This is a genomic window from Pseudarthrobacter sp. ATCC 49987 (genome assembly GCF_009928425.1).
Lineage (GTDB): Bacteria > Actinomycetota > Actinomycetes > Actinomycetales > Micrococcaceae > Arthrobacter.
The window spans coordinates 3,843,595-3,864,758 of the sequence record NZ_JAABNS010000001.1; the positions used below are offsets into that span (position 1 = coordinate 3,843,595).

23 protein-coding genes are annotated in these 21,164 nt (G+C 67.3%); 10 read left to right on the top strand and 13 right to left on the bottom strand.

From position 1 onward, the window contains the following. Positions 1-119 precede the first annotated feature (119 nt). Complete coding sequence (locus GXK59_RS17805; protein WP_160668692.1) at positions 120-1,139, top strand: EamA family transporter; 1,020 nt, start codon at positions 120-122, stop codon at positions 1,137-1,139. 63 nt (positions 1,140-1,202) lie between these two features. Here the strand turns inward: GXK59_RS17805 and GXK59_RS17810 are convergent, their stop codons facing one another. Beyond that, positions 1,203-1,466 (bottom strand): hypothetical protein, encoded by a 264-nt coding sequence (locus GXK59_RS17810; RefSeq protein ID WP_024367935.1) that lies wholly within the window; start codon positions 1,464-1,466, stop codon positions 1,203-1,205. A gap of 174 nt (positions 1,467-1,640) precedes the next feature. Between GXK59_RS17810 and GXK59_RS17815 the strand changes: the two genes are divergently transcribed. After that, positions 1,641-1,913 (top strand): DUF2277 domain-containing protein, encoded by a 273-nt coding sequence (locus GXK59_RS17815; protein ID WP_160668693.1) that lies wholly within the window; start codon positions 1,641-1,643, stop codon positions 1,911-1,913. A 34-nt stretch (positions 1,914-1,947) separates the two neighbouring features. Here the strand turns inward: GXK59_RS17815 and GXK59_RS17820 are convergent, their stop codons facing one another. The 4 genes from GXK59_RS17820 to GXK59_RS17835 form a co-directional block, all read right to left on the bottom strand. Further along, positions 1,948-4,368, bottom strand: a complete 2,421-nt coding sequence (locus GXK59_RS17820) for a heavy metal translocating P-type ATPase (protein ID WP_160668694.1) — start codon at positions 4,366-4,368, stop codon at positions 1,948-1,950. A gap of 55 nt (positions 4,369-4,423) precedes the next feature. Further along, on the bottom strand, positions 4,424-4,654 hold the full coding sequence (locus tag GXK59_RS17825) for a heavy-metal-associated domain-containing protein (protein WP_160668695.1): 231 nt from the start codon (positions 4,652-4,654) through the stop codon (positions 4,424-4,426). 67 nt (positions 4,655-4,721) lie between these two features. Continuing rightward, the gene (locus tag GXK59_RS17830) at positions 4,722-5,069 is read right to left on the bottom strand and encodes a metal-sensitive transcriptional regulator (RefSeq protein ID WP_160668696.1); all 348 of its coding nucleotides are present in this window, start codon (positions 5,067-5,069) and stop codon (positions 4,722-4,724) included. Between the two features lie 295 nt (positions 5,070-5,364). Next, positions 5,365-5,877: a universal stress protein gene (locus GXK59_RS17835; protein WP_160668697.1), complete on the bottom strand. Its 513-nt coding sequence runs from the start codon at positions 5,875-5,877 to the stop codon at positions 5,365-5,367. 167 nt (positions 5,878-6,044) lie between these two features. On the opposite strand from GXK59_RS17835, the gene GXK59_RS17840 reads away from it, so the two are divergent. The 8 genes from GXK59_RS17840 (at position 6,045) to GXK59_RS17875 (ending at position 12,564) form a co-directional block, all read left to right on the top strand. Then, positions 6,045-6,245 carry a hypothetical protein gene (locus tag GXK59_RS17840; protein WP_160669251.1) on the top strand — a complete coding sequence of 67 codons (201 nt, stop codon included), beginning with the start codon at positions 6,045-6,047 and terminating at the stop codon, positions 6,243-6,245. 68 nt (positions 6,246-6,313) lie between these two features. Next, positions 6,314-7,432, top strand: coding sequence for a WD40/YVTN/BNR-like repeat-containing protein (locus GXK59_RS17845; RefSeq protein ID WP_160668698.1), 1,119 nt, complete (start codon positions 6,314-6,316; stop codon positions 7,430-7,432). A gap of 6 nt (positions 7,433-7,438) precedes the next feature. Beyond that, positions 7,439-7,726 carry a MoaD/ThiS family protein gene (locus GXK59_RS17850; protein ID WP_160668699.1) on the top strand — a complete coding sequence of 96 codons (288 nt, stop codon included), beginning with the start codon at positions 7,439-7,441 and terminating at the stop codon, positions 7,724-7,726. Between the two features lie 144 nt (positions 7,727-7,870). Continuing rightward, entirely contained in the window at positions 7,871-8,653 is a 783-nt protein-coding gene (locus GXK59_RS17855) for an ABC transporter ATP-binding protein (protein ID WP_202129158.1), read from the top strand. Then, entirely contained in the window at positions 8,640-9,350 is a 711-nt protein-coding gene (locus tag GXK59_RS17860) for an ABC transporter ATP-binding protein (RefSeq protein WP_160668700.1), read from the top strand. The genes GXK59_RS17855 and GXK59_RS17860 overlap by 14 nt, the downstream gene beginning before the upstream one ends. A gap of 6 nt (positions 9,351-9,356) precedes the next feature. Then, positions 9,357-10,238, top strand: a complete 882-nt coding sequence (locus GXK59_RS17865; RefSeq protein WP_160668701.1) for a branched-chain amino acid ABC transporter permease — start codon at positions 9,357-9,359, stop codon at positions 10,236-10,238. Further along, positions 10,238-11,311 (top strand): branched-chain amino acid ABC transporter permease, encoded by a 1,074-nt coding sequence (locus GXK59_RS17870; protein WP_160668702.1) that lies wholly within the window; start codon positions 10,238-10,240, stop codon positions 11,309-11,311. Before GXK59_RS17865 ends, GXK59_RS17870 begins: the two co-directional genes overlap by 1 nt. Next, entirely contained in the window at positions 11,308-12,564 is a 1,257-nt protein-coding gene (locus tag GXK59_RS17875; protein ID WP_160668703.1) for an ABC transporter substrate-binding protein, read from the top strand. The genes GXK59_RS17870 and GXK59_RS17875 overlap by 4 nt, the downstream gene beginning before the upstream one ends. A 101-nt stretch (positions 12,565-12,665) precedes the next feature. Here the strand turns inward: GXK59_RS17875 and GXK59_RS17880 are convergent, their stop codons facing one another. The 8 genes from GXK59_RS17880 to GXK59_RS17915 form a co-directional block, all read right to left on the bottom strand. Beyond that, on the bottom strand, positions 12,666-13,286 hold the full coding sequence (locus GXK59_RS17880) for a PadR family transcriptional regulator (protein WP_160668704.1): 621 nt from the start codon (positions 13,284-13,286) through the stop codon (positions 12,666-12,668). A gap of 71 nt (positions 13,287-13,357) precedes the next feature. Then, a complete protein-coding gene (gene ligM / locus GXK59_RS17885; protein ID WP_160668705.1) occupies positions 13,358-14,770 on the bottom strand; it encodes a vanillate/3-O-methylgallate O-demethylase in 1,413 nt (470 codons plus the stop codon). A 113-nt stretch (positions 14,771-14,883) separates the two neighbouring features. Beyond that, on the bottom strand, positions 14,884-15,780 hold the full coding sequence (locus GXK59_RS17890; protein WP_160668706.1) for a methylenetetrahydrofolate reductase: 897 nt from the start codon (positions 15,778-15,780) through the stop codon (positions 14,884-14,886). Positions 15,781-15,878: 98 nt separating this feature from the next. Then, on the bottom strand, positions 15,879-17,372 hold the full coding sequence (locus tag GXK59_RS17895; protein ID WP_160668707.1) for an aldehyde dehydrogenase family protein: 1,494 nt from the start codon (positions 17,370-17,372) through the stop codon (positions 15,879-15,881). Further along, positions 17,372-18,409: a VOC family protein gene (locus GXK59_RS17900; protein ID WP_160668708.1), complete on the bottom strand. Its 1,038-nt coding sequence runs from the start codon at positions 18,407-18,409 to the stop codon at positions 17,372-17,374. Before GXK59_RS17900 ends, GXK59_RS17895 begins: the two co-directional genes overlap by 1 nt. Before the next feature lie 28 nt (positions 18,410-18,437). Then, entirely contained in the window at positions 18,438-19,517 is a 1,080-nt protein-coding gene (locus GXK59_RS17905) for a 4-oxalomesaconate tautomerase (protein WP_160668709.1), read from the bottom strand. Then, the gene (locus GXK59_RS17910; protein WP_160668710.1) at positions 19,504-20,214 is read right to left on the bottom strand and encodes a 4-carboxy-4-hydroxy-2-oxoadipate aldolase/oxaloacetate decarboxylase; all 711 of its coding nucleotides are present in this window, start codon (positions 20,212-20,214) and stop codon (positions 19,504-19,506) included. The genes GXK59_RS17905 and GXK59_RS17910 overlap by 14 nt, the downstream gene beginning before the upstream one ends. Then, on the bottom strand, positions 20,211-20,942 hold the full coding sequence (locus tag GXK59_RS17915; RefSeq protein WP_160668711.1) for a PIG-L deacetylase family protein: 732 nt from the start codon (positions 20,940-20,942) through the stop codon (positions 20,211-20,213). Before GXK59_RS17915 ends, GXK59_RS17910 begins: the two co-directional genes overlap by 4 nt. Between the last annotated feature and the right edge of the window lie 222 nt (positions 20,943-21,164).

Genomic DNA, 21,164 nt, shown 5'->3' on the forward strand with positions numbered 1-21,164 from the left:
ACTCCTTACGTCGGCGTGGCGTACTGTCATGAGCATAACCCTACTTTACTCCTGACAGGAGGCAGCCCGTGTCTGCCGCACGCCGCTCAGCCGTTGCACCGGCCACGAACGATTCCGGAATGCGAGCCCCCGGAAAGGGCGGTGCCGGCGCACCCCGCACGGCCTCCGGGTTCATGGCCTCGGGCCTGGGAGTTGCGTTGTTTTCCTCGGCCGTGTTCGGACTCTCCGGCTCCTTTGCCAAAGCCCTGCTGGAGACCGGCTGGAGCCCAGGCGCGGCCGTCACCGCACGCCTCACCGGAGCCGCGCTGATCCTGGCGGTTTTCGCGGCCCCCGCGCTGCGCGGACGCTGGCACCAGCTCAAGGACAACTGGCTCACGGTGCTGCTTTTCGGCCTCATCGGGGTCGCGGCCTGCCAACTGTTCTATTTCAACGCGGTGGCAAGGCTCTCGGTCGGGGTTGCCCTGCTGCTGGAATACCTGGCGCCCGTCATCATCGTGCTGTGGCTTTGGGCCGCCAGCCGCAAACGCCCGCGCCCGCTGACGATCGCCGGAACCCTGCTCTCCCTGGGCGGCCTGGTCCTGGTGCTGGACCTCACCGGAGCCGTGAGGATCGACGTCGTGGGTGTCCTCTGGGGCATCGCGGCAGCCGTCTGCCTCGCAATCTACTTCTTCATCACGGCCAAGGAAAACGACACCCTCCCGCCGATCGTCCTGGCCTCCGGCGGACTCATGGTCGGCGCCGTCACCATGTGGCTTGCCGCGGCAACCGGCCTGCTTCCCATGGCGTTCAGCACAGCCGACACCCGCCTCGGCCCCTGGGTCACCCCCTGGTGGGTGGCCCTGGGCGGCCTCGTCGTGCTGGCCACCGTGCTCGCCTACGTCTCCGGCATTGTGGCGGCTCGCGCACTCGGCTCCAAGGTCGCCTCCTTTGTCTCGCTCACCGAAGTGCTGTTCGCCGTCATCTGGGCCTGGCTGTTGCTCGGTGAACTGCCTGGCCCCATCCAGCTCATGGGCGGGCTGCTGATTGTCGGCGGCGTCGTGCTGGTCCGGCTGGACGAGCTCAGGACACCGCCGGGCGCCGGTGGGGCCGCGTTGCCGGCCGCCCTCGACCACGCGAACGACGTCGAGCCCGTGCCGTAGGCAATGACAAGGCCGGCCCGGACGCTGTGCGTCCGGGCCGGCCTGATGTCTCAGCGCGTCCGCCTAGCGGGAAGCGCTCTCCTGCTCGGTGGCGTTGCGGCTGGCCTGCTTGCCGGCCTCCTGCAGCGCCTGGGAGACCTTCGCCAGCTGGGCCGCGTGCGTGCCGTTCCATTCGCTGCGGAATTTGTCGGCGTCCGGGCCCTTCCAGTCGGTGCTTTCGAGCGCCTTGGTCAGCGCCGCCTTCTGCTTATCGATCTCCGACGATCCCTGCTGCAGCTTCGTCCCAAGAGTCTTGAGCTGAGCAATGTCTGCACCCCAAATAGCCATTCGAAAATCTCCTCAAGTCATAAAACGGGTCGGAGCCAGGTCGGCGTCCCCCAAGGCCCCCGGCTGTTCCGGAAGATCCAATGCCCCCAAACTATCCTGCCCGCCGAAAAAGTGTCGATGGGCAGCCCTCCCCATGCCCTCGATCCCGGGCGCAATGGCACCTAGCATGGAGGTATGTGCCGAAACATCCGCACCCTCCACAACTTTGAACCCCACGCCACCACCGCCGAGGTGGAAGCTGCCGCGCTGCAATACGTGCGCAAGATCAGCGGCAGCACCAAGCCCTCGAAGGCCAATGAAGAGGCCTTCAACCGGGCTGTCCACGAGATTGCACATGCCACGCAACACCTCCTCGACTCCCTGGTGACCCAGGCTCCGGCAAAGGACCGCGGGGAGGAAGCCGCCAAGGCGAAGGCCAGGGCTGCCGTCCGCTTCGGCGCCGCCTGAAAATGCGGCTCCGGCCAGAACGCAGCCGGGCGGCTTACTTCCCGAAGCTGCGCAGCCGCAGCGAATTGGTCACGACCAGTACGGAGCTGGCTGCCATGGCGGCGCCGGCGATCATCGGGTTGAGCAGGCCCAGGGCAGCCACCGGGATCCCGACGGCGTTATAGAAAAAGGCCCAGAAGAGGTTTGTCTTGATGGTCGCCAGGGTCCGGCGGGACAGTTCGATGGCCTGGGCCACCTGCCCCAAATCATTGCCCATGACCGTCAGGTCCGCGGCCTCGATGGCGACGTCGGTGCCGGATCCCATGGCGATGCCGAGGTCCGCCTGGGCCAGCGCCGCGGCGTCATTGACGCCGTCGCCGGCCATGGCCACGGTGGCGCCTGCCGCCTGCAGTTTCCGCACGGCCTCGACCTTGCCCGCCGGCAGCACCCCGGCGAAGACGTCCTCGGGCGCGATGCCGACGTCGGCGGCCACCTGCGCCGCGACAGCCGCATTGTCCCCGGTCAGGAGAATCGGCCGCAGCCCGAGCTCCCGGAGCCGCAGGATCGCGGCTGCGGAGCCCGGCTTGAGCGTGTCCCGAAGGCTAATGATTCCGGTCGGCTGCCCGTCCACGGCGAGCCAGATGGCGGTGGCCCCGGAACCTTCGGCTGAGCTGAAGGCCGCCAGCTGTGCGGCTGTGGGGGAGATGCCGTTCTCCTGCAGCCAGCCCGTCCTTCCTGCCGTCACGACCCTGCCCCCGACCTTTCCTGTGACTCCGCCGCCCGGTGCGGAGCCAAAGTCGGCGACGGCGGGAAGGGCGCCGGCGTCGTTGCTGTGGCGCTCGGCGGAAAGCGCGGCAGCGGCGACCGCACGGGCAATCGGGTGTTCTGATGCGGCCTCGACCGCCCCGGCCAGACGCAGGACTTCAGCCGGGGTGAAGGCCCCGAATACCTCGGTGCCGTCGACGGCGAGGTGTCCGCTGGTCACGGTGCCGGTCTTGTCCAGCAGGATGGTGTCCACGGTCCGGGTGTCCTCGAGGACTTGCGGTCCCTTGATGAGGATACCCAGCTGCGCACCCCGGCCTGTCCCGGTGAGCAGTCCCACGGGGGTGGCCAGGCCCAGGGCGCAGGGGCAGGCGATGACGAGCACCGCGACGGCGGCCGTGAATGCGGCGCGCAGTTCGGTGTCGCTGATGGCCGGGCCGGCCGCGAGCAGCCAGGCACCAAAGGTCACCGCGGCGATGGCCAGGACCACCGGCACGAACACCGCGCTGATCCGGTCCGCGAGGCGCGCGATCGGCGCCTTGCCGGTCTGCGCCTGGGCGACCAGCCGGCCCATCTGGGCCAGCGTTGTTTCGGCTCCGACGCGCGTGGCGCGGACCAGCAGGCGGCCGGAGGTGTTGATGGTGGCGCCCGTGACAGGGGTGTCCGGGCCGACTTCCACCGGCACGGATTCGCCCGTCACCAGCGAGGCGTCCACCGCGGAGGATCCCTCGACGACGATGCCGTCCGTCGCGATTTTCTCGCCGGGGCGGACCACCAGAAGGTCACCCACCCCCAGCTGATCAGCCGGGATCTGCTGCTCCTGGCCGTTCCGGAGGACGGTGGCATCCTTGGCACCCAGGTTCAGCAGGGCCTTGAGAGCTTCTCCGGCCTTTTGTTTGGCATTGGCCTCCAGGTACCGGCCCAGCAGCAGGAAAGTGGTGACCACCGCGGCAACTTCGAAGTACAGTCCGCCGGAGCCCAGGCCCTCCATACCCTCCATACCCTGCGGATGGTCAGTCATCCGCGGGTCCGCAAAAAGCTGCCACGCCGAGAAGACGTAGGCCGCGGTCACGCCGATGGAGACGAGTGTGTCCATCGTGGAGGCGAAGTGCCGGGCGTTGATGGCGGCGGCCCGGTGGAACGGCCAGGCGGCCCAGGTGACCACCGGCAGGGCCAGGGCTCCTGCTGTCCAGCCCCAGTTGGCGAACTGGAAGGCGGGGAACATTGAAATCAGGAACACCGGGATGGTGAGGGTGGCCGCGGCGGCCAGGCGCGGGCGGAGCTTGGCTGCTACGGCCGACGCCGGATAGTCACCAGCCGCGACGCCACCGGGCACATGCTCCGCGTGCTCGCTCGTTCCTCCCCGCCGGCCCCCTGACCTCGCAAGCTCGGCCAGGGAACCCTGCCGGCGTGGCCCCACCTTAGACGCATGTTGCCGCATGCCGGCACCGTCGGCGCGCGTGGAATCCTCACCTCCGCGCACTGTCGCCTTGTAGCCGGCTGCCTCTACTGTGGCGGTGATTTGGGCGTCGGTGACGGCTGCGGGGACTGTGACATGGGCCGATTCCAGGGGAAGGTTCACGGTGGCTGTGACGCCGTCGAGCTTTCCGAGTTTGCGTTCGACGCGGCTGACGCAGGAGGCGCAGGTCATGCCCTCGATATCGAGCTCGATTACCCGGGTTCCGGGCTGGTCCAGCAGTTGCTCTCTGCTCACGGCATTCCCTGTCTGTCTGTCTGTCTGGTGCTGTGCGCTGCGGGTATGGCGGTGCTCAGGCCTCGTTGGACACAACCAGGTAGCCCGCTTCGGCAACAGCCTCGCCGATCTCGGAGGATGACAGGGCGCCTGTGGAGGTGATGGTGACGGTGGAGATGCCCCCGGAGTTGAGGTCGACGTCGACCTTCTCGACGCCGGCCAGGGACTCGAGTTCTTCGCTGACTGAGGACACGCAGTGGCCGCAGGTCATGCCGGACACGTTGACGGTGGTGGAAACGGTGCTCATGGCTTGCTCCTAGTAGTTGGACCGCTCGTGGTTTATCAGTCCGGTGGTGTGGTGGGTGGTCTTGCCGCTACCGCAGCAGGCGTCCGATGGCATCGGTGGCCTCTTTGACCTTGAAGTCGATGGCTTCAGCCCGAAGCTCGGCGTCCGGTTCGGAAGCGGCGCCGACGACGCAGTGGCCGATGTGTTCCTCCACCAGCCCGAGGCTGACGGCATGCAGGGCTTTAGTGACGGCGGCGACCTGGGTAAGGATGTCGATGCAGTACTTGTCCTCCTCGACCATCCGGGCGATGCCGCGCACCTGGCCCTCGATCCGCTTCAGCCGCCGCAGGTAGGCGTCCTTGTTGGATGCGTAGCCGTGCTGTTGGTGCGGCTCTGTGTCCGCGGGTGCCACAACGGGGACTTCGGGCTGTTTCATGACCCCAACATATACCCCCTAGGGGTATAACACAAGTACCCCGCGGGGGTATCTGCATGGCGCGCGTGGGGAAGGCGTGGGGAAAAGGTCCGGACACAAAAGAGCTCCGGAGTGCGTTATTGGGGGATACGCACTCCGGAGCAGTCTTTGGGTGGGCCGTCGATCTCTGGCCTACGCATTCAAGCTTACGTGGCGGTAGCCGGAGAAAGCCAGCACCCCGAATAACTACTTTCACTTTACTTTCGGGGGCCCGGTTAGGCGGGACGGTCTGGCCGGCCCGCAGCACGACACCGCGTCAGGAGCCATGCCTTGTCCGGTGGTGGACTGCGGCGCGGACCGGAACAATCAGGATCGGATGGTCCTGGTGGTGGCTGAGCCACGCGGCCACCGAACCGTTGAGGGCGGCGGAAATCCGGTGTCCCAGGCCGGGCTCCGGTGTGCCCACGATGATCATTGCGGCACCGGTCTCGGCTGCCAGCTTGCCAAGCGCCCGGGCCGGATCCCCCGCCAGCGTCCGCAGGGTCCAGTGGATGCCGAGCGGGTCGCAGGCCAGGCCGATGCTGGTGCGCAGCTCCTGGGTCACGGCCCGGATCTCGGCGTTGTCGGTGTCCGGGTGCAGGGAGAGCCGGTGCGCGGACCGCGCCGGATCCCACTCCACGAGGTAGCTGGCCTCATCCACGTAAGCGCAGATCAGCTCGGTGGCGAGTTTGCTGGCCAGCGGGCCAGCTGTCTGCAGCACTTCGGGGCTCTGTCCAGGGAGCACACCGACCACGAGGGGAGACGGAGCACTCGGGCGTTCGGCGGACATACTCAATTGTGTCCCCCGACCCGTGGCAGGAACAGGGGCTTACTCCCCGGTCTTGACCCCGGTCCACGGACGTGTGTTCCCGGCCCGCCAGCGGCCAAAGCCCGGCCGCCCTTGAACACCTCCTGTACGCGGCCTAACGTTGAGGAACCGAGGAAAGGGTGACCGCTGTGGAAATCTTCATGTGGTGGCTGGATCTGGATCTGGCGAGCAAGGAGTGGCTGCGGGAAAACCTGCGCGCACCCGAGCTGCCGCTGCCCGTGCTGCAAGGCATCGCCGAAGCCGGCGGCCCCCACCCGGCGGGCGTTTCCGGGGTGTTGACCGACGCCGACTGGGACTTCGTCGAGACGCAGTCCGAATTCGTGGACTGACAGAGCCGGACAAAACCAAACGGCCAAAAACCATTGCGGCCCTCTATCCGGGGTGGTTGCATGGGGGCATGGCTACCGCAGCGAGTTATATCCTGGCGATCGGCACCAAAAAAGGCCTCTGGCTGGCGACGAGTCCGGACCGCAAGGACTGGTCTCTTTCCGGCCCGCACTTCCTGATGAGCGAGGTCCCCAGCATCGGCATCGATACGCGGGACGGCCGGACCCGGATCCTGGTCGGTGTCCGTTCCGAGCACTGGGGCCCCACAGTTTTCCACTCTGATGACCTGGGCGAATCCTGGAACGAGCCCGAACAAGGCGCCATCCGCTTCCCCGAGGGCACGGATGCTGCCCTCGAACGCATCTGGCAGATCCACCCCGACGCCGAGTCCCGCCCCGGCGTCGTCTGGGCCGGCTGCGAACCCATCTCCGTGTGGAAGTCGACCGACGGCGGCGAACACTTCGAACTCAACCGCGGGCTCTGGGACCACCCGCACCGCAGTGAATGGGGAGCCGGCTATGGCGGCGCCGCGGCGCACTCGATCGTCGTCGATCACTCCGGCGAGAAGGTGCACGTCGCGATGAGCACTGGCGGCGTCTACCGCTCGCTCGACGGCGGCAGCTCCTGGGAACCGCGCAACAAAGGAATCTCGGCCTATTTTATGCCCGACCCCAATCCCGAATTCGGCCAGTGCGTGCACAAGATTGCCGCCGATGCTTCCGTTGACGGCCGCCTCTACGCGCAGAACCATCACGGTGTCTACCGCAGCGACGACGACGCCGAGAGCTGGGAATCGATCGCGGAAGGCCTGCCTGCGGACTTCGGCTTCGTGATGCTCACGCATCCGCGCCGGGCCGGCACCGCCTGGGTCATCCCGCTCAAGGCGGACGGCGAACGGATCCCGCCGGACGGGAAATTGGCGGTTCACCGCACAGACGACGCCGGGGCGAGCTGGAAGCGCCTGGACAATGGCCTGCCCGGAGCGGAGTTCAACGCCGTACTGCGGGACGCCGCCTGCGTCGACGCGGCGGAGCCGGCCGGGGTGTACTTCGGCACACGCGGCGGCAGCGTCTACGCCAGCGCCGACGAGGGGGGACACTTCGCCGAAGTGGCCTCGCACCTGCCGGACGTGCTGTGCGTGCGTGCCGCCGCGGTGTCCCCGGCCCCCGGCGCTGCCGTGAATGCCTGAGGCGCCGTGGCCGGGATCAGTGTGGTGCTGCCCAGTGTGCTGCAGCCGCTCGCCGGCGGGCAGGCCTTCCTGACTCCCCCCGCCGCAACGGCGGTGACGGTGGAGGGGCTGCTGGACCTGGTGACGGGGGAGTACCCCGCCCTGTCGCGGCGGTTGCGTGATGAGACCGGGGCGATCCGACGCTACGTGAACATATACGTCAACGGGAATGAAATCCGCCGCTTGCAGGGCCTGGCCACGGAGGTGTCCCCGGGGCAGGAGGTCCTGATCATCCAGTCCGTGGCCGGCGGCTAGGCTCTGCCTGCCGGCACTCCCCAACGTCCAGCAAGGCTCCTTCCAGATCGTTGACAATTTCGTCTGCCATCCGTACCGTCGGTCTCGGGCGGTCGTGACCGATCGCGTCGGTTCCTAGCAATGATGCGACAGGAAGGTGCTCCGGTGGCCGCAAGCCTGAGCCTGAAGGACGTGAACCTGCACTTTGGTGGGGTCAAGGTGCTGCAGGACGTGAGCTTCGACGTCGAACCGGGCGTCATCCTCGGCCTGGTTGGCCCCAATGGTGCCGGCAAGACGTCGCTTTTCAACTGCATCAGCGGCCACTACAAGCCGAACTCCGGGTCGATCACCATTAACGGCACCGAGGTGCTAGGGAGTGCCCCGGCGCGCCTCGCGCGGCTGGGGCTGGCGCGCACCTTCCAGCACCCCGCGCTGCAACTGAACGCCACCGTCCTGCAGAATGTGCTTCTCGGGGGGCACATCCGGCTCCCCGGCGGCCCTGTTTCATGGGCGCTCAGGCTGCCTTACACTGCCCGGGCCGAGCGCGGGATCCGAGCGGAAGCGCTCGAACTTCTCGACCGCGCAGGTCTCGCGTGGGCGGCGGATCTGCCGGCCGACGAACTCTCGCATGGGCTTCACAAGGGTGTTGAACTGTGGCGCGCTCTGCTCTCCAAGCCCGCCCTGCTGCTGCTCGATGAGCCCGCAGCGGGACTATCACACGGCGAAGTCGAGCAACTCATCGCGACTGTGAAGCGGATCCGCGCCGAGCAGGACATCACGATCATCATCGTCGAACACCATATGGGACTTATCTCGGCCCTCACCGACCAGGTCGTCGTGCTCGACCACGGCCGCAAGCTCATGGCGGGGACCGCAGCCGAGGCTCAGTCCGATCCCCGTGTGATCGAGGCCTACATCGGGAAGGACGCCGCGGATGACGCTGCTTGAACTCGCCGACGTGACCGCGTCCTACGGGCCTGTGCAAGTGATCGACGGGGTCTCGCTCAGTGTGCCCGAGGGCGGGTCCGTAGGAATCCTCGGCGCGAACGGGGCCGGCAAGACCACCACGCTGCGCGCGATCAGCGGCACGGTGCGCACCGGTGGACGGATCACGTTCGACGGACGGGACATCCGGGGCTTGCGCCCAGACCAGGTGGCCGCCCTGGGGATCGCCCACGTCCCGGAGGGCCGCGGTACCCTCGGCCAGCTCAGCGTGCGCGAGAATCTGATGGTTGGCGCCTACCTTCGCAAGGGCCGGCAGGCGATCTCCGCCGACGTCGACTACTGTCTGGACCTGTTCCCGCAGCTGCAGGACCGCGTCGGATCGCGGGCGGCGGCACTGTCCGGCGGGGAGCAACAGATGCTCGCTGTGGCCCGGGCATTCATGGCCAAGCCCAAGCTGTTGTTGCTCGACGAAGCGTCGCTCGGGCTGGCACCCAGCACGGCGAAGACAGTGTATGACGCGATCCGCCGGCTCCGGCGCGAGTCCGGCATCGCCATGGTCGTCGTCGAGCAGAACGCAAACCTCGCATTCTCGCTGGTGGACACGGCGACCGTGCTCGAAACGGGCCGCAACGTGCTGACCGGAACCTCGGCCGAACTCAAAGGCATGGACGAGATCCGCCGCGCCTACCTGGGGGGCTGAACGGGTATGGGCACCTTCATCCAACTCGTTGTCGACGGCCTCTCGACCGGCTCCATCTACGCGGCCCTGGCCCTCGCGATCGTGCTCGTGAACCAGGCGACCGGGCTCATCAACTTCGCCCAGGGCGGCATGGCCGTGCTGTCCAGCTACATCGCCTACGTCTTCGTCCAGCTGGGCTTGCCGCTCATCGTCGCGATCTTCGTTGCGGTGGTGCTCTCGTTCCTTATCGGCGCGCTGGTGGAGCGGTTGCTCGTCCGCCGGTTCGAGCGGGGCGATCCCGACACGGCCGTCGTGGTGACGATCGGTTTGCTCACCCTTGTCACGGGCATCTGCGCAGTACTTTGGGGCTATAACAACCTCGGGTTTCCGTCGCTGTTCCCGCTGACAAGCGTGCAAATCCTCGGCGCTGTGGTGAGCGTCCGGGCGCTGGCAACGACGGTGACGATCGTGGTGATCATGGTGGTTCTGCAGGTGCTGTTCCTCCGCACCAAGCTGGGGCTCGCGCTCCGCGCGGTGGCCGACAACCCAGGCTCAGCTGCGTTCTCGGGACTCCCGGTGGGCCGGCTGCTGATGGTCGGCTGGGGGCTTGCTGCAACCCTCGGGGCAATTGCCGGCGTCCTCGTTGCCCCGCAGCTGACGCTGACTCCGGGCATGCTCGACACGGCGCTGGTCTACGCGCTCGCCGCCGTCATCCTCGGCGGCTTGAGCAGCCCGATCGGCTGTGTCGTGGCCGCTTCGGCGATCGGCGTGCTGGAGAACCTGGTGGCTGTTTACGTGCCCTTCATCGGTCATGACCTCAAGATCGCCGTGCCGTTTGTACTGATCTTCGTCATCCTTATCGTCCGTCCCCAAGGCCTGTTCGGGAGAAAGGTCGTGGTGAGGGTCTGATGGGTACCGTATCGTCCGCTCTTCGCACCAGGCCGGCGCGGATCGCCCTCACTGCCGTGGTAGCGATTGCGCTGATCGTCGCCCCGCTCGTCCTTCCGGCGTTTGCCAACCAGACCCTGGTGCGCATTGGCGTCTACGCCGTCGCGGTGTTGGGGCTAAACATCGTTATGGGCTACACCGGACAGGTCAACCTGGGGCAGATCTTCTTCGTCGGGCTCGGCGCCTACGTCACCGCCTACGGCGTCAACCACGGCTGGAGCATCATTGTGGTGTTCGCGGCGGCCTGCGTGAGTGCGGGCATCGTGGGGCTGCTGGTGGCACTCGCCGCTGCCCGGCTCGGTGGTCTGGCGATCGCAATGGTGACCATCGCGCTGCCGATCGTCGGCGTCCCCCTGGCCAAGCGCCTCTCAGAATTCACGGGTGGCTCGCAGGGCATTTCAGCACGCTTCTCGGATGCACCCGAATGGTCTGGCCTGTACAACGACCAGTGGCAGTTCTACATCGTGCTGGTGGTGACGGCCGCCGCGTTCCTGCTGGCCCGAAGCCTTGTGCGTGGCAAGTACGGGCGGGCGTTCGCGGTGGTCCGCGAGAACGAAGCCGTCGCTGCCTCGATGGGAGTCTCGCCGTACCGCACCAAGGTGCTCGCCTTCACCATCGCGTCGATATTCGGCGGGGCGAGCGGCTTCCTCTACCTCGCGGCCGTGCAGTACACCTCGCCGGAGACGCTCAGCTTCGGCCACTCCATCAGTCTCGTTGCGGCGATGGTCATCGGCGGTGCCGGAAGCATCGCGGGCTCGCTCCTCGGCGGCGCCTACTACGTTTTCGTTCCGCAGCTGACGAACGCGATCGATCCGAACTTCACCGCTGTCAGCCAGGGCGCGATCCTCCTCGCGGTGCTGTTCCTTTTGCCCGGAGGACTGGTTAGCCTTCCGCGAGTGATCCGCCGGCTCAGCCGCCGGCGGACCGCCCGCCCCAGATCCGGGAACCCCCCGCAAACCGCTCCTGCGCAGCATCCGGTTCCGGACGCCGCGCGGGAGGGACACGAAAACACAGAGAGGCAAGATCGATCATGAAGATTAGCAAAAAGCCAGGCGGGGTCCTTGGCGTCGTCGCGGTGGCATCGATCCTCGCGCTCTCCCTCTCGGGTTGCACCCGCGGTGGTTCCGGGCAGGGCGGCGGCTCGGGGGCTTCCCCCGGCATTACGGACACGTCGATCACTCTCGGTATCACCACTCCGCTCAGCGGCGCGACGGCCGGCCCCGGAACCTGCACTGTTGCAGGCGTCTCGGCCTACTTCGGTGCGGTGAACGCGGCGGGCGGCGTGAAGTTCGGCGACGGCAAGACACGCACCGTCACCATCAAGTCCTACGATGACGCCTACGATCCGCAGAAATCGCTTGCGAACTTCCAGCAGATGGTGTCGGACAATGTATTCGCCGCCACGGCGGGCCTCGGCACCCCGACCAACCGGGCCTTCCGTGAGGCCGCCATCAGCCAGAAGGTCCCGCAGGTGCTCGTGATGACCGGCGACCCTCTGTTCAGCGACCAGAAGCAGAGCCCCTGGCAGCTGGGGTTCGTGCCGATCTACCAGAATGAGGGAGCTGCGTTCGGCAAGCTGCTGACAGCATCGAAGGATCAGCACAAGGTCGCCATCCTGTCGCAGAACGACGACTACGGCAAGGGCTACGTGTCGGGCTTCAAGGAGGCCATCAAGGGCGCATCCAACATCTCGGTGGTCGGGGAACAAACCTACGAGGCCACTGACACCTCGGTGGACGCGCAGCTCACCCAGCTCGCCGCGTCAGGGGCGGACGTCTTCTTCAACGCCATGTCGGTCACGCCGCTCACGATCTCCTCGCTGCAGAAGGCGCAGCAGATCGGCTGGAAGCCCAGCTGGTTCCTCCCCTCCAATACCTCCAGCCCGACGGCGATCCTTGAGCCCGGCGGCGCGAGTGCCTACCCTGGCATCTACTCCGTATCGTTCGCCAAGGCGCCGCAGAGCCCGGCGTTCGCCAAGGACCCCGACGTCGTCAAGTTCCTTTCGGAACTCAAGCAGTACGGCAACTACCCGGACATGCCGGCGTTCCCGCACTGCATGTGGAGCTACATGGTGGGAGCCACTCTCGAGCAGGCGTTCAAGAACATGACCGAGCCGACGCGTGACAGCTTCATGACCGCCCTGCGGAACATCAAGGGCCTGCAGGCACCCCTGATGCTGTCGGGCACGTCGATTGACACGACAGTCGACGGGCAGCCGGCCGTGTCGTCGGTGATCGTGCAGAAGTACAACGGAAAGGGATACGCGACGGCGGAGGCCTTCGGATAGCCGCACGGCGCGGCCGCACCCCCGCTGCCGTCCCGGACCAGGGGCCGGGACGGCGCAGGGGTGGACGGCAACGGGAGTGCGGGCAGGCAGAGGCGGTGCCGCTAGACGCGGGAGGCGCTCGGGTCAGTCCACGCTCCGCCCGAGGCTTCCAGCTCGTCGATGAGCATGAGCCCACGCTCTGCCCAGGCAATCTCGACGCGGGCCCGGTCAACGAGGCCCTCGTAAGTGAAGCGTTTGAACGCGATTGTGCGTTCGCGGTCCGCGGGTTCAGTGACCGCGAGGCGCCGCACCAGCATCGGGTTGGCCACCTCGGCGATCCGGAGGAGTTCACCCTCCCATTGCGCGAGCTCGAGCTCCCACTGCGCACTGTGCCTGCGGAAGAAATCGCGGGCCGCCCCGGGAGACACCGCTTCGAGGTAGGCGGCCCGCAGGTGGGCGGGATCGCGGACGCGTGCGTACTCCAAGGGCGTCTGCATCCAGGCCAGGAAGGCCCGGTTCCCGGCATCCGTTACGTGATAGACCCGCCTGGTGGCGCGCTGGCCCCTCGGTTGCTCTTCGCCCTCGATGAGGTTCTCCGCCTCCATTTTGCGCAACTCGGGGTAGATCTGGGAGTCCGGGGCGTGCCACACGTGCCCCACCGACAAGGAGAACTGCTTCTGCAGTTCGTAGCCGGAGAGCGGGCCAACGCGCAGCAACGCAAGCAGCGCGTATCGAAGGCTCATGCGGTACTCCTTGAGTGGCTAAAGGGAGGTGCAAGGGGGCGCCGCGGCCCCCTTGCACCGAGGTTCCCAGCCTAGGCCGACTGGTAGTTCGTGCGCCAGCCGCCCTGGTATGTGGCGCGTGCGACAGAGGAGTAAGGCACGGGGCTGACGACGGCGCGCACCTCGGTCTGCACGTGCGGCTCCACGGCAGCCTTGGCGGTTCCGCCGTTCGGCTCTCCCCACACGACCCTCAGTTCGGTGCCCTCGGGAACATTGGCGTCGATCGTGGCGAGCGACAGTGCCCGCCGCTCGTTCGCGCTGTAGCCGGTGAACATCGAGTATCCGACGACCGTTCCGTCGGCGTCGACTACGGAGTCGTAGTTCGCCGAGCCGTAGTTTGCCAGCGGCAGGTCGAAGAACTTGTAGCTCGGTCCTTCCACGTTGAACAGCGACGCGAAGATTGACGTGACATCTGCGGCGTCCCAGGCCAGGGTGACCTTCTTGCGCTGCGCGGCCGGGTCGATCCGCTCCAGGGCATCGCGTCCGATGAAGTCGTGGTCGAACTTCACGAACGAGCCGTAGCCGAGCTCCCAGGGAGTCAGGTAGTAGTCCTCGATGTTCCCGGACACGAAGGAACCGGCGAGTGTCCCGGTCGCCTCGTAGCCGTCCGCGGGAAGCCATTCGCGATAGCCGCGCTCGGCTTCGCCGGTGTAGATAGCCGGCAACGGCGACGGGATCCAGCCTGATTCGAGCGTGTTGGACGGGTAGGCGCGGGAACCGACCGGAACGAGCCCGAACTCGGCGCCGGCCTCGACGATCGCGTCGCGAATGCGGCCGTGGTCGGCGTACGGGCCCCAGATCTCGAGTCCGGGCGCGCCGGCCATCCCGTGGCGGAGGGTGCGGACGGTCGTACCGTCGACCGTCATGGTCGACATGTTGAAGAACTTGAGCTGCTCGAGCGGTCCCCCGTTGAGCTTTTCGATCACCTGCCAGGCGTTCGGGCCTTGAATCTGGAAGCGGTAGTACTGGCGGGTCACCTGATTGCCGTAGGGCCGTGAGGGCGAACGGCGGTCCACCGTGATGTCGAGATTCCCGTAGCCGCCGGTTTCGCCGTGGTAGAGCAGCCAGTTCGCGGCCGGGGCGCGTCCGACGTAGACGTACTCGTCCTCGGCTTCGCGGAACAGGATGCCGTCGCCAATGACGTGTCCGGATTCGGTGGTCGGCACATACTGCTTCGCCTTGTTGACGGGGAAGACGGCGGTCGAATTGATCGCCGTGGACGTGATCAGCTTGATCGCGTCGGAGCCCTTCATAAACAGGTTGTCCATATGGTGCGACTGGTCGTAGAGCACGGCGGTCTGGCGCCAGGCGGTCTGCTCCTTGATCCAGTTCTGGAAGTCGGCCGGAACCACCGGGTAGATGTACGAGCCGATCTGGGAGTTGCGGAGGAGGTCGACTGCACCGTGGGATGCGTCGAGGACTTCCTGCAGATTCTTAGGTGCCACGGTGAACCTCTTGTTCTGTGTCGGTTGGTGCTGTCGGACTGTTGTGTCGGGGCCCCGGGGAGGAAGCCTGCGGCGTGGGATGGTTGGGGTCAGAAAACGATGGTCTGGCCGCCTCAGCCCTGCTCGGAGACGAACTGCCGGACCCAGTCCGCCGTCGCCGACAGGCCGCCAAAGGTGTAGAAGTGCAGCCCGATCCGGCCTCCGATGTGCGGCTGCGGGCCGGGGGTGTGTTCTGCAAGGACGGCCGCAAGATCGTTGACGAACCGGTCCGGGCCGGCGTCGCCCATGAGGTTCGTGAGCGAAAAACCGTACTTCTTTACGATCATTGCGTTAGCGCCGACGCCAAAGCGGCGGGCGAAGCCAAGAAGCCGTTTGATGCCCGCCGGTCCGGGCGTACCGACCCGGATCGGGGCGTTGATGCCCCTGGCGCGCACTGCATCGATCCAGTCGGCCACGGGATCGGTGTCGAATGAGAACTGGGTGAGGATACTGGCGCCGAGGTCCTGCTCGGCGAGGGCCGCGGTCTTGTCCTCCAGGGCTCGCCAGAGTGTCTCCTGCGGGATGTCCGGGTGGCCCTCCGGGTATCCGCCGATGCCGACTTCGCGCACTCCGAACTGCTGCAGCACGCCGCTGCGGATGATGGCGAGCGAGTCCTCGTAGGGACCCTCCGGCGTGGCGGGGTCACCACCGACAACCAAAACGTGCTCCGAGGCACCGACCTCCTGGAGGCGTCCCAGGAATTCCTCGAGCTGCTCCCGGGACTTCAGGCGGCGGGCGGAGATGTGCGGGACCGGCACGAAGCCGAGGTCGCGGACCATCCTGGCAGCGGCGACGCGCATCTCCAGGTCCTCGTTGCCGAGAAAGGTGATGTTGATCCGCGTGCGGGGAGGAATGTGGTCTTTTGCCTCGGTAAGGGCGGTGATGTCCTTGCCGGTCATTTCGAGGGAGAAATCTTGGATGAGTTCCAGCGATGCTGCCCGGTTCGTAGCGGGCCTGATTCGAGTCGCCATCAGGGAGTCCTTTCGGTGGGTGCAACGGTGCGCCCACTTCCGACTTTACCTATGTAGATAGGGACTGTCCATAGGTATCGAGAAGTGGGCGCACCACGTCAGCCCGCCGCCGGGACTTGGGGCTCGAGGTGGGCGATCGCGCGGGTGTCCTGGAACGCCCGGACGCCCTCGATGCCCTGTTCCCTGCCCATGCCGGACTGCTTCATCCCGCCGAATGGAGCGCGCAGGTCGAGCCGCGTGGCGCCGTGGTCATTGACCCAGACATAGCCACAGACCAGCTTTCCGCCCACGCGGTCCGCCGTCCCAGGGTCGGCAGTCCATACCGAGCCGCAGAGCCCCGCCCATGTGGCGTTTGCGGCCTGGACCGCCTCGTCCTCGGTGTCGAACGGGATGAGCGGGATGACCGGCCCGAACTGCTCCTGGGTGACGACCCGGAGCGACGGGTCGGGGTCGATCACCAGTGCCGGGCGCAGGAAGTTCCCGCCACGCAGGGCGGGGTCCGTCGGCAGCGTGCCAAACTCCCTGACGTCGGCGCCCGCTCCCTTTGCCTCCTCGATGATCTCGGTTACGAATGCCTTCTGCACCGGTGAGTGCAGGGGCCCCATGGTGGTCCCCTCGTCCAGCCCGTAGCCGATCACGGCTTGCTCCAGCCGGCCCGACAGCCCCGCGACGACTTCGTCCAGGCGCGAACGGTGCACGTAGATCCGCTTCGCGTTCATACAGATCTGCCCGGTCGTGTCGAAGATCGCCGCGTACAGGCGGTCGAGGTGGGTGTCGTCGAGGATGGCGTCCGCCAGCACGACGGCGGCGTCGTTTCCGCCGAGTTCCAGCGTCACCCGGGTCAGCGATTTCGAGGCCATCTCCATGATGCGCTTGCCGCCGGCGACGCTGCCGGTAAAGCAGACCTTTGCGACGTCGGGGCTCGTGATGAGGGCGGCCATGTCGGCGTCCTTGCCCGTCACGACGTTCAATACGCCGGGCGGCAGTTTCTCCGCGATCCTCTGCACCACCCGGGCTGTTGCGAGCGGAGCCGTGGGCGGGGGCTTCACGATGGCGGTGTTGCCGGCCAGCAGCGCGTGCGGCAGGGAGGCCGCGAGGATCGCGATGGGCCAGTTGAACGGCACGATGACCGTCACGACGCCGAGCGGCTGGAAGGCGACGGTGGTGGAAACGGGGATTCCCGGCGCCGGCGGGAGCACCTTGGTGGCGTCCACCTCGTCTGCCAGCGAGAGGGCGAGGTTCCAGCGGATCTCAAAGACGAGGGAGTCGACCCATGACTCCATCCGGATCTTCCCGTTCTCCTGGGACAGGATGGCGGCGTCCTCGTCACGGAACTCGGCAATGCCCTCGAGTGCCACGCGCATCTGTTCCGCACGCTCCTGCGCGCTCAGCGCAGACCATCCCGGGTAAGCGGCCTTCGCCGCCGCAATTGCGTCCTCGACGTCGCCGGGGCCCGCCGCGGCGGCGTGCCCGACCGTCACGCCGGGTTTTCCCGGGTCCACGATTTCCAGGGTCGAGGCGGCCTGGCGTTCGGTCCCCCCGATATACAATCCGGTCGTCACCGGCGTCGACGTCTCTGTTTCGTTGGTCATTATTTCGCACCTCTCTGTGCAGTACTGCCGGATACGTTCATTTCGTCGGTGGCCTTAGAGGCCACGTTGGGCGTTCCGTGGGTGTGGAACGTCTCGATCGTCTTCATGCCCCAGGCCTGTCCCTTTTTGCGTTCCTCCTGGGTCCATTCCACCACCGGCGAGTCAGGATCCAGCAGCAGGCGGGCACCGGCGTTGGCGAATTCGATGCGGTTGCCGCCGGGCTCCCAGACGTAGAGGAAAAAGGTCTGGTTGATGGCGTGCTTGTGCGGGCCCGATTCGATGTGGATGCCGTTCTCCAGGAAGATGTCGGCCGCCTTGAGGATGTCCTCGCGGGTGTCGGGGGCGAAAGCGACGTGGTGCAGCCGGTTGCCGTGTTTGAGCCAGTCGTCGGAGTACACGATGTCGTAGGACTTGTTGTTGAAGTGGAACCACCAGGCGGCATAGCCGCCGTCGTCGAGCTTGATGCGCTCGCTCTCGCGTCCCCCGAGCGCCTTCGCCACGAACTCTCCGTTGGCCACCACGTCCCTGGCCAGGAAGTTGATGTGGTCCAGCCGCCTGGCGTTCACGCCGCGGCCGGGAAAGGCCGAGGCCTGGTTCTTCAGCGCAGGCTTGTCATCGGTGGCCACATACCGCTCGGTCTCGTAGTAGATCGCCAGGTCGTGCCCGTCGGGGTCGCGGAAGGCATAGGCCGGCCCCGTGCCCACCTCGCCGTCCACCCAGCCGACGCCGAGGCCGGTCGCCTCGATCGCCGCCACCCGGCGCTCGAGCGCCGCCTGGCTGGTCGTCCGGAACGTGGTCCGGCCGACGCCGGCGTCGGCCGACTCGGTGAGCTTCAGCGTGTAGAGCTGATACTCGTCCCACGTCCGCAGGTACACCGATCTTTTCTTCCCGGCTGTCTTTTCTCCGGCTCCGCCGGACTCCGCGACGACGCGCATGGCGAGCAGGTCGCGGAAGAACCACAGGCTTTTTTCAAAGGTGGGAGTCAGTAGCTCCACGTTCCCCAGGTGGGCGACGTCGAACGAGGTGTACTCGGTCATGGAACGGTCCTCTCTTAAGGTGTGGTTGTCACAGTCGGGGGCGCGGGAAGGCGCGGCCCTCGAAGAGCTTTCGCGCCGTGCGGAGGGCTGCCGAACGGGTGACGGTGAACCCGTCCGCGGATGGCTCGACGCCGACCTCGACGTCGAAGTGGCCGGAGGGGTGCTCGATGCGGAAGGGCGCGCCCGGCGGGGGCAACGCGGCGAGGTCATGGCCGACCGACCCGTCCGCCAGCACTCCCGCGGCGACCGTGAGAGCCCCCAGCACGCCGATCGACGTGTGCACGCGCGCGGGCAGGAAACTGCGTGTGGCGATGGCGCCGCCCGCCCGCGGCGGGGCCAGCAGCACCAGCTTCGGCACGGTGGCGCCGCTGACGTCACCCATACCCATCAACCCGGCCGCGGCCAGGCGGAGTTCCGCCAGGCGGGCGGCCAGGTTGGCGTCCGCCTCGAGCTCTTCCGGCGGTTCGTCACCCGTGACGCCGAGGTCGGCGGCGCGCAGCAGCACGCTCGGCATGCCGTTGTCGACACACGTCACGTCCACGTCCGCGGCGCGGTCCAGGACCCGGCCCGAGGGGAACAGAGCCCCGGTCGACGAGCCTGCGGTGCCCTCGAAGTTGAGCCGGATCGCGCCCGCCGTACCGGGAACGCCGTCGGTCGCGAGGCCGCCGTCGTAGTCCACCACGCCGCCGGGGGTGGCGAAGCGCGCCGTGGCGAAGCTGTTGGTGTTGATCATCCGGATGCGCACTTCGGTGTGGTCGCCGCCCGCCGGGACGAGGCCGCGCTCGAGTGCGAACGGCCCCACTCCGGCCAGGATGTTGCCGCAGTTCTGGCGGCTGGTCACAAACGCGGTGTCGACACCCAGCTGCAGGAAAAGGTAGTCCACGTCGGCGCCGCCGTCCGGCGACGGCGAGATGACGGCGACCTTGCTCGTGAGGGGGTGCGCGCCGCCAAGCCCGTCGATCTGCCGGGGGTCCGGGGTGCCCATGATCCGCAGCAGCAGTTCGTCGCGTTCGTCGGGGTCTGCCGGCAGGTCGGAGGCGAGGAAGTACGCGCCCTTGGAGGTGCCGCCGCGCATGAGGAGGCAGGGGATGCCCTCAACCGCGGTCATCGTCCGCCTCGTACTCCGCCGCGCTCAGGTAGCGTACGCCCAGCCCGTCGAGCACCCCGCGAAGCCGGTTCCGGTCCAGGCTCAGCTCACCGGCGCGGTAGGCCGCCCGCGACTCGGCCTCTTTCGCGGCCCTCGCGCCGGCAGCCTCGAGTGCGGCCGGCGCGGCGCGGCGCGGCACGCACAGCACGCCGTCGTCGTCGGCCACGATCACGTCTCCCGGGCAGATGACGGCGCCGCCAACGGTGATCGGCACATTCACCGCGCCGGCCGTCGCCTTGACCGTACCCTGGGCGTTGACGGCGGCAGACCAGACAGGAAAGCCCATCGCACGCAGCTCGGCGACGTCGCGGACCCCGCCGGTTGTCACGAGCCCGCGCACCCCGCGGTGCTGCAGTGCCGTCGCGAACAGTTCGCCGAACGAGCCGTCCAGCGAGGGTGAGGTGGTGGTCACGACCAGCACGTCGCCCGGGCGGCACTGTTCGACGGCCGCGTGGATCATGAGATTGTCCCCCGGCCAGCACAGCACGGTGACGGCCGAGCCGGCAATCCTGGCCCCGTCCTGGATGGGCCGGAGCGAGGCGCCGACGAGTCCGCTGCGCCCCATCGCCTCGTGCACGGTCGCTACCCCGTGCGCCGCGAGGGCATCGATGGACGAGGCGTCCGCCCGCTCGACATCGGTGACCACGACGGTCTTCACTCGAGGACCTCGGTGACCTGGGGGTAGTAGCGCATGTAGGCCTCGCCCTTGGTGTCGACGGGCAGGCCGAGGTTCGGCCCGGCATTGCGCTTGACCTGCACGCCCCGGCGCACGGCGAGCGAGGTGTAGTAGTCCCACATGTGCTGCTGGGCGGGCAGGCATTTCATGGCCTGCTGCTTGGCGGGAAACGCAGAGGTGATATCGAGCAGGACGTCGGGCTTGAAGTCGCACTGCTCGGGCTGGTGCGGCTCGAAGAAGAACACGGGCGGAGCCCCGAGCACCTCGCCGGGGGCGTCGTAGCCGATCGCCTGGGCAAGAATCCTGGCCTCGATCGCCAGCCTGGCAGCTGCGGGGTGGTCGCCGTTGTAAGGGTCCAGCAGGGGGTGGGTCAGCACGACGGTGGGCTGCACCCGGCGGTAGATCCGCACGAGCTGATCGAGCAGTTCCCGGCTCGGCAGGAGCGGGTAGTCGCCGGCGTCGAGGAATTCGATTTCCGCCCCGAGGGCCGCTGCGGCGGCCTCGGCCTCCCCGCGCCGGAGCGCTTTGATTTCGTCCAGCGTCTTTCCGGCCAGCCACTGACTGGCGGATTCGCCGCGCTCGCCGTAGGAGAGGCAGACGACGACGGCGCGGTCGCCGCGGGCGGTGGCGGCGGCAATCGCCCCGCCGGCACGCCAGACGAAGTCGCCCGCGTGTGCGCTGACGACGAGGACAGTGCCTCCGTTGCCCATGATGAGGTCCTTTCCGGATCGCTCCCGCATCCTCGGCGTGCATTCTCGACAAAGCCCCGCACCCGCGGACAATGCACCCGCGGACAATGCCAGAGAACCACGCTCTGGCACTCTGGTCAAGACATCGGCTACAATTTTGTCACCAATCGCGGACTGAATGCTCCTGCGGCGATATTTGCCCCGTGGGCCGAACGAGGGAGTTCACAGTGATACCGAAGGAGA